Origin of the sequence: Streptomyces sp. NPDC088354, from assembly GCF_044753585.1 — a bacterium.
In the GTDB taxonomy this organism is placed as follows: domain Bacteria; phylum Actinomycetota; class Actinomycetes; order Streptomycetales; family Streptomycetaceae; genus Actinacidiphila.
In genome coordinates, this window is the sequence record NZ_JBIVNJ010000005.1 from 88,102 (window position 1) to 100,000 (window position 11,899).

Below are 11,899 nucleotides of genomic sequence, written 5' to 3' on the forward strand. Positions count from 1 at the left end.
CGCGGCCCCGCCTCACCAGCACGTCGAACAACGGGCCGAGAGCGGGCCCCGTCATCCCTCCAACCTGCTGCTTATCGTCAGGCAGACGACTATGATCGCGGACATGTCGCCCTACGACCCGTCAGCTTTCCCGCCGTTCGCCGTCACCGTCGACCTCGTCGTGCTCACGGTGCGCAGCAATGCCCTGAGCGCCCTCGCGGTCCGTCGTGGCGAGCCCCCGTACCAGGGCCGATGGGCGCTGCCCGGCGGTTTTGTACGCGGCGACGAGGACCTGGCCGAGGCCGCCGCCCGTGAACTGGAGGAGGAGACCGGGCTCCGGGCCGGCAAGGGGGTGCATCTGGAACAGCTGGCCACGTACGGCGATCCCCAGCGCGACCCGCGCATGCGCGTGGTGAGCGTCGCCCACCTGGTGCTCGCCCCCGACCTTCCCGCCCCCCGCGCCGGAGGCGACGCGCGCAGTGCCCGCTGGGCCCCGGTCGGGGAGTTGCTGCGCAACGGCGAGGACGGCGCCCTCGCGTTCGACCACGCGCGGATCCTCGGCGACGGCGTCGAACGCGCGCGGTCCAAGCTCGAGTACTCCGCCCTGGCCACCGCCTTCTGCCCGCCGGAGTTCACCGTCGGCGAACTGCGCCGGGTCTACGAGGTCGTGTGGGGCGTCGCGCTCGATCCACGCAACTTCCACCGCAAGGTGACGGGCACGGTGGGATTCCTCGTCCCCACCGGCGGTACGACGACCCGTCAGGGCGGTCGTCCCGCACAGTTGTTCCGCGCGGGTGGCGCAACCATCCTCAATCCGCCCATGTTGCGGCCAGAGGTGTAAATTTCGGACCTTTCGCACGTTATCGTGCAAGGGTGATCCAGGCCATCGGACTGACCAGCGCGTCCCGCGGCGACGAAGCACCCGCCGTGGACGACCTCACCTTTGACGCCCGCCCCGGGGAGATCACCACCCTGCTCGGCGACAGCGGTGCGGGCAAGTCGACCGCCCTGCGGCTGATGCTCGAACTCGAACCCGGCCGCGGCATCACCCTCTTCGGCGGCCGGCCCCTGCACCGTCACGCCCACCCGGCGAACATCGTCGGGGTGCTCCTCGGCGACGTCCCCGGACACCCCTCCCGCACCGCCCGCGGCCACCTGCGGATGCTGGCCGCCGCTGCCGGCGCACCGGCCGAACGCGCCGATCAGGTCCTGGAGATCGTGGGCCTGCGCGACGCGGCCGACCGCCGTCTCGGCGAGTTCTCGCTCGGCATGGACCGGCGCCTCGGTGTCGCGGCCGCCCTGCTCGGCGACCCTCCCGCCCTCCTGCTCGACGACCCCGCGCAGGACCTGTCGCCCCGCGACACCGCCTGGCTGTACGGACTGCTCAAGACCTATGCGGCGCGCGGCGGCACGGTCGTCGTGACCGTGAGCGATCCTCGCACGGCCGGACGCCTCGCGGACCGCATCGTCACGCTCGACGCGGGACGGCTCGTCGCCGACCAGTCCGCCCAGGAGTTCGGCCGCGGACGGCTGCGCCCCTATGTCGCCGTGCAGTCGCCGCAGGCCGAACGCCTGGCGCTGCTGCTCGCCGACGACGAGACCGAGATCACCCACGAGAGCGGCAGCCGTATCTGCGTCTACGGCACGACCACCGCCCGGATCGGCGAGACCGCCTTCCGGCACGGCATCCTGCTGCACCGCCTCGCGGACGAGGTGGGCGACACCGGAGTCCCGGAGTCGCCGCACGGCGACCGCGCCCCCGGCGCCGTCTCCCTGGCGCCGGTGCGCGAGGCCCGTCCGCCTGCCGGGCCGGCCCGTCCGGTCCGCTACGAACTGCGCCGCCTCGCGGGCATCCGCGGCCCGTGGCTGATCGCCCTCGCCGGCGTTCTCGCCTCGGCCCTCTCCACCCTCGTGCTGCTGCGCACCGGGCACCATGCCGTCTCCCTGCGCCTGCTGACCGGCTGGGCGCACTCCCTGCCGCTTCCCCCGGCCGCCCTCGGGGGCGGGCTCCTCGGAGCCCTCTCCTACGGCCAGGAGTTCCGGTACCCGGCGCTGGCGCCCGCCAACGCGCCGGTGCCGCGCCAACTGCGCCTGCTGCTGGCCAAGCTCGTCGTGAACGGCGGCGCGGCGCTGGTGATCGCCGGCTGCGCGGCTGCGGCGGGAGTGCTGGAGGCGCACTTCCTCGGTGGTCACGGACTGCCGCGGCTCCTGGCCCTGGCCCGTATCGCGGTGACGTGGGGGGTGCTGGCGCTCGTGTGCTGCTGGGCCGGTGTGCTGGCGGCCGGGGTGTTCCGGACCACCGCGCTGGGTCTGGCCGGGGTGTTGGCGGTGCCCCTGCTGGTGGCACCGGTGGTGCGCCGGGCGGCGACCGCGCCGGCGATCGACGCGGTACGGCTGGCGACCCAACCCGTCCGGTATTCCTTCGTCTTGTCGCTCTTCGCTCTGTTGTGTGCCTATGTGGCAACGGTCTTGCGCCGGAGAAACCCCATTTCCTTCCGATAAAGCGTCAATTATCAGGTGATGAGTGCTCACCCTTTCGTGTGCTTTTCAGCAAAGCCCTCAAGGCGCCGGGCGTCATCGCCGACAAATGATGCGTGAGTACCCTTGCGCACACCATGATGACCGCCGCCCGCTCCGTCGACCCCAGCCTCGTCGGCGGTGGCGAGCTCGACCGCTATCCGTACGCCGACGTCTCCGCCGGTTCCTCGCTGGACCGGCCGGGCGGTGCGCCCTCCTGGGAGGGCGACACCGACATGGGCCGGGTGGGCCGCCGGGCGGGCGGCAGCCGTGGCCGCGGGCTCCACGGCCAACTCGTCCAGCAACTCGGCCAGATGATCGTCTCCGGCGATCTGGGCGCCGACCGTCCGCTCGTCCCCGAGGAGATCGGCCAGCGTTTCGAGGTCTCCCGCACCGTCGTCCGTGAATCGCTGCGTGTGCTGGAGGCCAAGGGTCTGGTCAGCGCCCGGCCCAACGTCGGCACCCGGGTCCGCCCCGTCAGCGACTGGAACCTGCTCGACCCCGACATCATCGAGTGGCGGGCCTTCGGTCCCCAGCGGGACGACCAGCGCCGTGAGCTGTTCGAGCTGCGCTGGACGATCGAACCGCTGGCGGCCCGCCTGGCCGCCGGTCACGGCCGGGAGGACATCCAGCAGCGGCTGGTGGACATGACCGAGATCATGGCCCACGCCGTCGGTCAGGGCGACGGGCTGACCTTCTCCCGCGCCGACGCCGAGTTCCACGCCCTGCTCCTGCAGGTCGCGGGCAACCGCATGCTGGAGCACCTGTCCGGCATCGTCTCCGCCGCTCTCCAGGTCTCCGGCGGCCCCGTCACCGGCTGCGAGCGCCCCGGCGATCACTCCGTCGCCCTCCACGCGCGGGTGGTCGAGGCGCTGGCCGCTTCCGACGGTGCCGAGGCGGAGGCCGTCATGCGCCAGCTGCTGGCCGTGCACACCGAGCCGGGTCCCGCCGTCGCGACCCCCGACCATGTCGTCCCCGCACCGCGCGAGCACTGATCGCCCGGAGCGAGCCGGAGACGGCACCGACTTCCGCCGCCGGCCCACACCCTCCGGGCCCGGCGGCGGAGCCGTCCGCCGCACCGGACGGGCGGACGGAATGCGGCGGCCGGTTCACGGCGAGTGTCCGGCTATCGACGGATTGGTGTCGTTTCGGGGTGTGACTCGGACCACGTGGGGCCGGGCGTAACGCTCTGGCGAGCAGCGCGATGAGGTAAGAGGTGGCGGCCGCGCGAGGAATATCCGCGACGAACATGACGCTGAGTTGCTGAGCGGTTCCACCCTAGTCGTTTTCCATCGTTCCGAGAGGTTGTTCGTGTCGGCCAGCACATCCCGTACGCTCCCGCCGGAGATCGCCGAGTCCGAGTCTCTGATGGCGCTCATCGAGCGGGGTAAGGCTCAGGGTCAGATCGCCGGCGACGACGTGCGCCGAGCCTTCGAAGCGGACCAGATCCCGGCAACCCAGTGGAAGAACGTTCTGCGCAGCCTCAACCAGGTCCTCGACGAGGAGGGTGTGACGCTGATGGTGAGTGCCGCTGAGGCGCCCAAGCGCACCCGTAAGAGCGTCGCAGCCAAGAGCCCGGCGAAGCGTACTGCCACCAAGACCGTCGAGACCAAGGCCGCGCCGGTGAAGAAGACCGTGGCGGCCAAGGCCGCCGCGGCACCCGCGTCCGCCGTCGAGGCGGAAGCGATGGCGGACGCGGCCGACGAGGGCGTGGCGCCCGCCAAGAAGGCCGCGGCGAAGAAGACCGCGGCCAAGAAGACCACCGCCGCCAAGAAGACGACGGCCAAGAAGACCGCCGCCGATCCCAAGGCCAAGAAGGACGACGAGCTCGTCGAGGGCGAGGAGCTCCTCGAGGAGGTCACGCCCGGCAAGGACGAGGACGTGCCGGCCGCCGAGACCGAGGCGGAGAGCTTTGTGCTCTCCGACGACGACGAGGACGACGCGCCCGCGCAGCAGGTCGCCGCGGCCGGCGCCACCGCCGACCCGGTCAAGGACTACCTGAAGCAGATCGGCAAGGTCCCCCTCCTCAATGCCGAGCAGGAGGTGGAGCTCGCCAAGCGCATCGAGGCCGGTCTGTTCGCCGAGGACAAGCTGGCCCAGGCGGACAAGCTCGCCCCCAAGCTCAAGCGCGAGCTCGAGATCATCGCCGAGGACGGCCGCTGGGCCAAGAACCACCTGCTGGAGGCCAACCTCCGTCTGGTGGTCTCGCTGGCCAAGCGCTACACCGGTCGCGGCATGCTCTTCCTGGACCTGATCCAGGAGGGCAACCTGGGCCTGATCCGTGCGGTCGAGAAGTTCGACTACACCAAGGGCTTCAAGTTCTCCACGTACGCGACGTGGTGGATCCGCCAGGCGATCACCCGCGCGATGGCCGACCAGGCCCGCACCATCCGTATTCCGGTGCACATGGTCGAGGTCATCAACAAGCTGGCCCGCGTCCAGCGCCAGATGCTCCAGGACCTGGGCCGCGAGCCCACCCCGGAGGAGCTGGCCAAGGAACTCGACATGACCCCGGAGAAGGTCATCGAGGTCCAGAAGTACGGCCGCGAGCCGATCTCCCTGCACACCCCGCTGGGCGAGGACGGCGACAGCGAGTTCGGTGACCTCATCGAGGACTCCGAGGCTGTCGTCCCGGCCGACGCGGTCAGCTTCACGCTTCTCCAGGAGCAGCTGCACTCCGTCCTCGACACGCTCAGTGAGCGCGAGGCCGGCGTGGTCTCGATGCGCTTCGGCCTGACCGACGGCCAGCCGAAGACGCTCGACGAGATCGGCAAGGTGTACGGGGTCACCCGTGAGCGCATCCGCCAGATCGAGTCGAAGACGATGTCCAAGCTGCGCCACCCGTCCCGTTCCCAGGTGCTCCGCGACTACCTGGACTGATCGGACCGGCTCCCTGACGGGCCCGCGACCGCTTCTTGCGGCCGCGGGCCCGTCGACGTTTTCCGGAGCCCCCTCCGGATGCGGGGGTGGATCACTCAGGTAACGCTGAGTGCACTTGTTGTTCCGGAGGGTGAGGAGAGTGCATGCGTTCCTCGATCCGCTCGATGATCGGCGGACTGACGCTGGTATCAGCGCTCGCGATGCCGCTGGTGGCCCCCGCGTACACCGCGTACGCCGCCACTTTTGAGCCCGCCTCGCCGGGTGTGGAACCCGTGGCCCAGGATGCGGGGGGCGCCGCCGTGCCCGAGGCCGCGTCGCGGGACGGGGAGGGGGCCTCGTACGCGGCGCAGACGCAGGGGGCCTCGGCCGCCGAGCCGGGACGGGAGTCCATAGCCCGGGGCGCGGAGTCCTCCGCAGAGCTCGGCCGGGCGGCGGCGCCCGCGGCACCGGAAGGGTCCCGCGAGGTGGCGAGCCCGAAGTCGCCGGCGCAGGGGGCCACCGGCGCTGTCATAGGCGGTGCGCCCGTGTCGACCCAGCAGTACCCCTGGGCCGTGGCCATCTCCAGTCGCTCCCGGTACGGGACGACGCGTTCCGGGCAGTTCTGCGCCGGCGCCCTCGTGGGTCCGGCCACCGTGGTGAGCGCGGCACACTGCTTCACCCCCGCCGCACTCGGCGGGGACTGGAGGCAGGTGCCCGACCTGCGGGTCATCGGCGGGCGCACGGACCTGAGCGGCGCGGGGGGCCGGGAGGTGCCGGTCCGCAAGGTCTGGGTGAACCCGGCCTACGATCCGGCGACCAACAACGGGGACGTGGCCGTCGTCACCCTCGCCCAGCGGCTTCCGGCGTCGGCCGCGATTCCGATGGCGAAGCCCGGCGACAGTGCCGTCTACCGCTCCGGCACCCCGGCGAAGGTCTTGGGGTGGGGTGACACGACGGGGCTCGGCACCTACTCGAACACCCTGCGGGCGGCCCCGGTGGAGGTGCTCCCCGACTCGGTGTGCCAGAAGGCCTATCCGGGGAGCATCGACGGCAAGTACCTGTCCGGTTCCATGGTGTGCGCGGGTGAACTCACCGGCGGGCGGGACTCCTGCCAGGGGGACAGCGGCGGCCCGCTCGTGGCGGGGCAGCGGCTGATCGGCCTGGTGTCATGGGGCTCCGGCTGCGCCGAGGCGGGCCGCCCGGGGGTCTACACCAGGGTCTCGTCGGTCTCCGGGCTGGTCGGGCAGCACTCGTGACCGGATGATGGATCGTCGCGTGCCGTGGCGCGTCCAGGCGTCACGGGATGCGCGGTGCGGACGGCGCCAGGGGCGCCGTGCCGCGAGGAGGAACGAGAGGACGAGCAAGCGGACAAGCCGACGGGCGGCCCTCCACGCGGGGGGCCGCCCGTCGCTGAAAGCTCGTCGCAGTGCTACGCGTCAGCGTTCGTCATCGACCGCGACGGTCGGCGTGGCCGTGAGGCGGCCGGTCTCGTCCTGTATTTCCACAGCGATCTTCTTCAGTTCGGGCTCGAACTTACGCCCATGGTGCGCGCAGAAGAGCAGCTCACCGCCGCTGATCAGAACGACGCGCAGGTAGGCCTGGGCGCCGCAACGGTCGCAGCGATCCGCCGCCGTCAGCGGGCTCGCGGGGGTCAGAACTGTAGTCACGTCGCCTCTTCTCTAGCTCGACGAGCTGTCGTACCAGGGTCAACATCCAACCAGGCCGAAACTGTTCCCGCTCGTGCCTTTTTCCTGGAAACCGTTGTTGTAGCGGCTGGATGCTACCGATTGGCGGCGAATGATCCTCTGGTGTGGTTATTTGTCGTATTCGGGGCAATCAGGCGGAACTGGTCAGATTCTTCAGTTATGTCCCGCCGGCTGGCTTGCCGGTTGTTGATGAGGACGTGCCCGCAGCCTAAATGGTTCATGCCTCCAGGGGAACGTGACATGTGTATCACTCAAACGAGGGATCGAACATGTCTTCGATAGCGGGCTAGCATGGACCGCATACCGGGTCGCGGCGAAACGGCCGCGCGTGGCCTCGGTACCCTCTGACCGATACGGCTGTAGAACTTCATCGAGGAGACGTCCCGCGTGACCGCCGAAACATCCGTGCCGTCCACCGCGTTGCTGACCGGTGCAGATCGTGACGGCTCCAACTACACCGCGCGGCATCTGTTGGTACTCGAGGGCCTGGAGGCGGTGCGCAAACGCCCGGGCATGTACATCGGTTCCACCGACAGCCGCGGCCTGATGCACTGTCTCTGGGAGATCATCGACAACTCCGTCGACGAGGCCCTGGGCGGCCACTGCGACCACATCGACGTCATCCTCCACGAGGACAACTCGGTGGAGGTGCGCGACAACGGCCGCGGCATCCCCGTCGACATCGAGCCCAAGACCGGCCTGTCCGGCGTCGAGGTCGTCATGACCAAGCTGCACGCGGGCGGCAAGTTCGGTGGCGGGTCGTACGCGGCCTCCGGCGGTCTGCACGGCGTGGGCGCCTCGGTCGTCAACGCCCTGTCCGCCCGGCTCGACGTCGAGGTCGACCGCGGCGGCCACACCCACGCCATCAGCTTCCGGCGCGGGGTGCCCGGCCGGTTCGCCAAGCCCGGCCCGGAGGCGAACTTCGAGCCGGAGAGCGGGCTCGACAAGTCCAAGAAGGTGCCGCGGACCCGGACGGGCACCCGCGTGCGCTACTGGGCGGACCGCCAGATCTTCCTGAAGGACGCCAAGCTCTCCCTGGACACGCTCCACCAGCGCGCCCGCCAGACCGCGTTCCTGGTGCCCGGCCTGACGATCGTCGTCCGCGACGAGCGCACGGACAACGGCAACGAGGACGGCAAGCCGGTCGAGGACACCTTCCACTTCGACGGCGGCATCAGCGAGTTCGCCGAGTACCTCACCCCGGACAAGCCGATCTGCGACGTGCTGCGGCTGTCCGGCAGCGGCACCTTCAAGGAGACCGTCCCGGTCCTGGACGACCGCGGCCACATGAGCCCCACCGAGGTCACCCGCGAGCTCGGCGTCGACGTGGCGCTGCGCTGGGGCACCGGGTACGACACCACGCTGCGCTCCTTCGTGAACATCATCGCGACGCCCAAGGGCGGCACGCACGTCCGCGGTTTCGAGGGGGCCATCACCCGGACGGTCAACGAGGTGCTGCGCGCCAACAAGCTGCTGCGCGTCGCCGAGGACGACATCGTCAAGGACGACGCCCTGGAGGGCATGACCGCGGTCGTGACGGTCCGGCTCGCCGAGCCGCAGTTCGAGGGCCAGACCAAGGAGGTGCTCGGCACCTCGGCGGCCAACCGCATCGTCGCCAATGTCGTCTCCCGTGAGCTGAAGGCCTTCCTGACCTCCACCAAGCGGGACGACAAGCAGCAGGCCCGCGCCGTGCTGGAGAAGGCCGTCGCCGCGGCCCGCACCCGGATCGCCGCCCGGCAGCACAAGGAGGCGCAGCGCCGCAAGACCGCGCTGGAGTCCTCGTCGCTGCCGGCGAAGCTCGCCGACTGCCGCAGTGACGACGTGGACCGCAGCGAACTGTTCATCGTCGAGGGAGACTCGGCGCTCGGCACCGCGAAGCTCGCGCGCAACTCCGAGTTCCAGGCGCTGCTGCCGATCCGCGGCAAGATCCTCAACGTCCAGAAGTCCTCGGTCTCGGACATGCTCAAGAACACCGAGTGCGGCGCGATCATCCAGGTCATAGGAGCTGGCTCCGGCCGCACCTTCGACATCGACCAGGCGCGCTACGGCAAGATCATCATGATGACCGACGCCGATGTGGACGGCAGCCACATCCGGTGCCTGCTGCTCACGCTCTTCCAGCGCTACATGCGGCCCATGGTCGAGGCGGGCCGGGTCTTCGCCGCGGTCCCGCCGCTGCACCGCGTGGAGCTCACCAACCCCCGCAAGGGCCAGGAGAAGTACGTGTACACGTACTCCGACCGCGAACTGCGCGAGACGCTGCTGGAGTTCGAGCGCAAGGGCATCCGCTTCAAGGACAGCATCCAGCGGTACAAGGGTCTGGGCGAGATGGACGCCGACCAGCTGGCGGAGACGACGATGGACCCGCGGCACCGGACGCTGCGCCGGATCAACATCAGCGACCTGGACGGCGCCGAGCTGGCGTTCGACCTGCTGATGGGCAACGACGTGGCACCGCGCCGCGAGTTCATCACCAATTCGGCGTCGACCTTGGACCGATCCAAGATCGACGTCTGACCCGCGGCGAACGGATCGGGCCGCTTCGGCGGTCCGATCCGGACGCCGGGCGCCGGCGGTACCGCCCCGCCGCGCGACTCCGGCCCGGACCGCCCCGCCAGGTCCTTTAGGCGAAAGGGCCGCCGCCCACCCCCCGGGGCGGAGGATCGTCACCTGATGGGGTGAAGGTTTCTGCTTGGGGCCTCCCGGATCTTCCCGCAATGTCCATGCTTGGGCGCACGGCCGAACGGTCCGTGAAGCGAGGAGAGTCCGTGAAAGAGCACGACGGGGCGGAGCCCAGCGGGCTGCGGGTGGACGACCCCTGGTACGACGCCCTGGCCGCCGGGGACTGGGAGGGACCGGAACCGCCGCCGGCGCCCGCAACCCCACAGGCCGCGCCGTCCGGTCGCGCCGCCGTGTACCGGGAGGTGCAGCGCAGCGGCCCGTTCCAGGAAGTCCGCGGCCGCTACCGGCGGTTCGTCTTCCCGGCGACGATGGCCTTCCTCGCCTGGTACCTGCTCTACGTCGTGCTCGCGACCACGGCCCCCCGCCTGATGGCCCAGCCGGTCGCCGGCGAGCTCAATGTCGCCATGGCCCTGGGTCTCGCCCAGTTCGCCTCGACCTTCCTGCTGACCTGGGCCTATGCCCGGCACGCCCGGCTGCGCCGGGACCGGGCCGCCCTGGAACTGCGCTGGGACACCCAGGAGCGGATGCGGTGACCGGCAACCACCAGGGACTCGCACTGGTCCTCTTCACCGTCTTCGTCTCCGTCACCCTCGCCATCACCGCCTGGGCCGGGCGCCGGCGCAGTTCCTCGGTCGAGTTCTTCGCGGGCGGCCGGCTCTTCTCACCCCTGGAGAACGGATTCGCCATCGCGGGCGACTACCTGTCCGCCGCGACCTTCCTCGGTATCTCGGGCCTCATCGCGCTCTTCGGGTACGACGGCATGCTCTACTCGGTGGGCTTCCTGGTCGCCTGGCTGGTCGTCCTCTTCCTCGTCGCCGAACTCGTCCGCAACTGCGGCCGGTACACCCTCGCCGACGTGCTCAGCGCCCGGATGCGGCAACGGCCGGTGCGGATCGCCGCGGGGACCGCCTCGGTGGTCGTCTCCGTGCTCTACCTGGTCGCGCAGATGGTCGGCGCCGGGAGCCTGGTCGCCCTGCTGCTCGGCGGCCAGGGTTCGGCCGCCCGTACCTGGACCGTGGTCGGCGTGGGCGCGCTCATGGTCTTCTACGTCACCTTCGGCGGCATGCGGGCCACCACATGGATCCAGATCGTCAAGGCGGTGCTGCTGATGGGCGGCACGCTCGCCCTCACGGTGCTGGTCCTGATCCGCTTCCACGGCGACCTGGGCGGGCTGCTGCGCGCGGCGGCCGACGGCAGCGGCCACGGTCGCGCCTATCTCGCCCCGGGCTTGAAGTACGGCGAGAACTGGACGTCGCGGCTGGACTTCATGAGCCTCGGCCTCGCTCTGGTGCTCGGCACGGCCGGGCTGCCGCACATCCTGTCCCGCTTCTACACCGTGCCGACCGCCCGTTCGGCCCGGCGCTCGGTGGTCTGGGCGATCGGTCTCATCGGCAGCTGCTACCTGATGATCATCGTGCTCGGCGTCGCCGCGGCCGCCGTCGTCGGCTCGGACGCCGTGCGGACCTCCAACGCGGCCGGGAACACCGCGGTGCCCCTGCTCGCCCTCGACCTGGGCGGGGGAGCGGGCTCCACCGGCGGGACGGTGCTCTTCGCGGTCGTCGGCGCCATCGCCTTCGCCACCATCCTCGCCGTCGTCGCGGGCATCACGCTGGCGTCCTCCGCCTCCGTGGCGCACGACCTGTACGCGACGCTGCGCCGCCCGCGCCCCGGCGCCGCGCGCCGCGAGCACGAGGAAGTGCGCGTGGCCCGGCTGGCGGCCGTCGGGATCGGCGGCGTGGCGATCGGGCTGAGCCTGTTCGCACAGGGACAGAACGTGGCGTTCCTGGTGGGACTGGCGTTCGCGGTCGCGGCCTCGGCGAATCTGCCGGTGCTGCTCTTCACGCTGTTCTGGCGCAGGTTCACCACCCGGGGCGCGGTGTGGTCGGTGTACGGCGGCCTGGTCCCGGCCATGGCGCTGGTGGTGCTGTCCCCGGTGGTGTCCGGCAGCCCGGACTCCCTCTTCCCGGGGCTGGACTTCGCCTACTTCCCGCTCCAGAACCCGGGGCTGGTGTCGATCCCCCTGGGCTTCCTGGCCGGCTGGGCCGGGACGCTGCTCACCCGTGAGCCGGCCGACGCCGACGCGTACGCGGAGGTGGAAGTCCGGGCCCTCACGGGCGCCGGAGCGGCCTAGGAGGCCCTGCACGGGCCCTGTGGGC

9 protein-coding genes are annotated in these 11,899 nt (G+C 70.8%); 8 read left to right on the forward strand and 1 reads right to left on the reverse strand.

Features of this window, described 5'->3' with window-relative positions:
* Nucleotides 1-103: 103 nt before the first annotated feature.
* The 5 genes from ACIP98_RS10525 (at nucleotide 104) to ACIP98_RS10545 (ending at nucleotide 6,611) form a co-directional block, all read left to right on the forward strand.
* Nucleotides 104-820 carry an NUDIX hydrolase gene (locus ACIP98_RS10525; RefSeq protein ID WP_401974947.1) on the forward strand — a complete coding sequence of 239 codons (717 nt, stop codon included), beginning with the start codon at nucleotides 104-106 and terminating at the stop codon, nucleotides 818-820.
* A 32-nt stretch (nucleotides 821-852) separates the two neighbouring features.
* A complete protein-coding gene (locus ACIP98_RS10530) occupies nucleotides 853-2,481 on the forward strand; it encodes an ATP-binding cassette domain-containing protein (RefSeq protein ID WP_401974950.1) in 1,629 nt (542 codons plus the stop codon).
* Between the two features lie 92 nt (nucleotides 2,482-2,573).
* Nucleotides 2,574-3,491 carry a FadR/GntR family transcriptional regulator gene (locus tag ACIP98_RS10535; protein ID WP_401974951.1) on the forward strand — a complete coding sequence of 306 codons (918 nt, stop codon included), beginning with the start codon at nucleotides 2,574-2,576 and terminating at the stop codon, nucleotides 3,489-3,491.
* Nucleotides 3,492-3,807: 316 nt separating this feature from the next.
* Nucleotides 3,808-5,376, forward strand: a complete 1,569-nt coding sequence (locus tag ACIP98_RS10540; protein ID WP_319659146.1) for an RNA polymerase sigma factor — start codon at nucleotides 3,808-3,810, stop codon at nucleotides 5,374-5,376.
* A gap of 464 nt (nucleotides 5,377-5,840) precedes the next feature.
* Nucleotides 5,841-6,611 (forward strand): serine protease, encoded by a 771-nt coding sequence (locus ACIP98_RS10545; RefSeq protein WP_401975231.1) that lies wholly within the window; start codon nucleotides 5,841-5,843, stop codon nucleotides 6,609-6,611.
* A 180-nt stretch (nucleotides 6,612-6,791) separates the two neighbouring features.
* Here the strand turns inward: ACIP98_RS10545 and ACIP98_RS10550 are convergent, their stop codons facing one another.
* Nucleotides 6,792-7,022: a hypothetical protein gene (locus ACIP98_RS10550; protein ID WP_319659145.1), complete on the reverse strand. Its 231-nt coding sequence runs from the start codon at nucleotides 7,020-7,022 to the stop codon at nucleotides 6,792-6,794.
* A gap of 426 nt (nucleotides 7,023-7,448) precedes the next feature.
* Here ACIP98_RS10550 and ACIP98_RS10555 point away from each other — a divergent pair, with 426 nt between their 5' ends.
* The 3 genes from ACIP98_RS10555 to ACIP98_RS10565 all read left to right on the forward strand — a co-directional run bounded on the left by ACIP98_RS10555 (nucleotide 7,449) and on the right by ACIP98_RS10565 (nucleotide 11,874).
* Nucleotides 7,449-9,578 carry a type IIA DNA topoisomerase subunit B gene (locus ACIP98_RS10555; protein WP_401974955.1) on the forward strand — a complete coding sequence of 710 codons (2,130 nt, stop codon included), beginning with the start codon at nucleotides 7,449-7,451 and terminating at the stop codon, nucleotides 9,576-9,578.
* 251 nt (nucleotides 9,579-9,829) lie between these two features.
* The gene (locus tag ACIP98_RS10560) at nucleotides 9,830-10,276 is read left to right on the forward strand and encodes a DUF485 domain-containing protein (RefSeq protein WP_401974957.1); all 447 of its coding nucleotides are present in this window, start codon (nucleotides 9,830-9,832) and stop codon (nucleotides 10,274-10,276) included.
* Nucleotides 10,273-11,874, forward strand: coding sequence for a cation acetate symporter (locus ACIP98_RS10565; protein WP_319659143.1), 1,602 nt, complete (start codon nucleotides 10,273-10,275; stop codon nucleotides 11,872-11,874). Before ACIP98_RS10560 ends, ACIP98_RS10565 begins: the two co-directional genes overlap by 4 nt.
* Nucleotides 11,875-11,899: the final 25 nt, after the last annotated feature.

Bases quoted from the DNA above. Each gene is read 5' to 3' on its own strand.
- ACIP98_RS10525 (WP_401974947.1), top strand. From the start codon at position 104: ATGTCGCCCTACGACCCGTCAGCTTTCCCGCCGTTCGCCGTCACCGTC.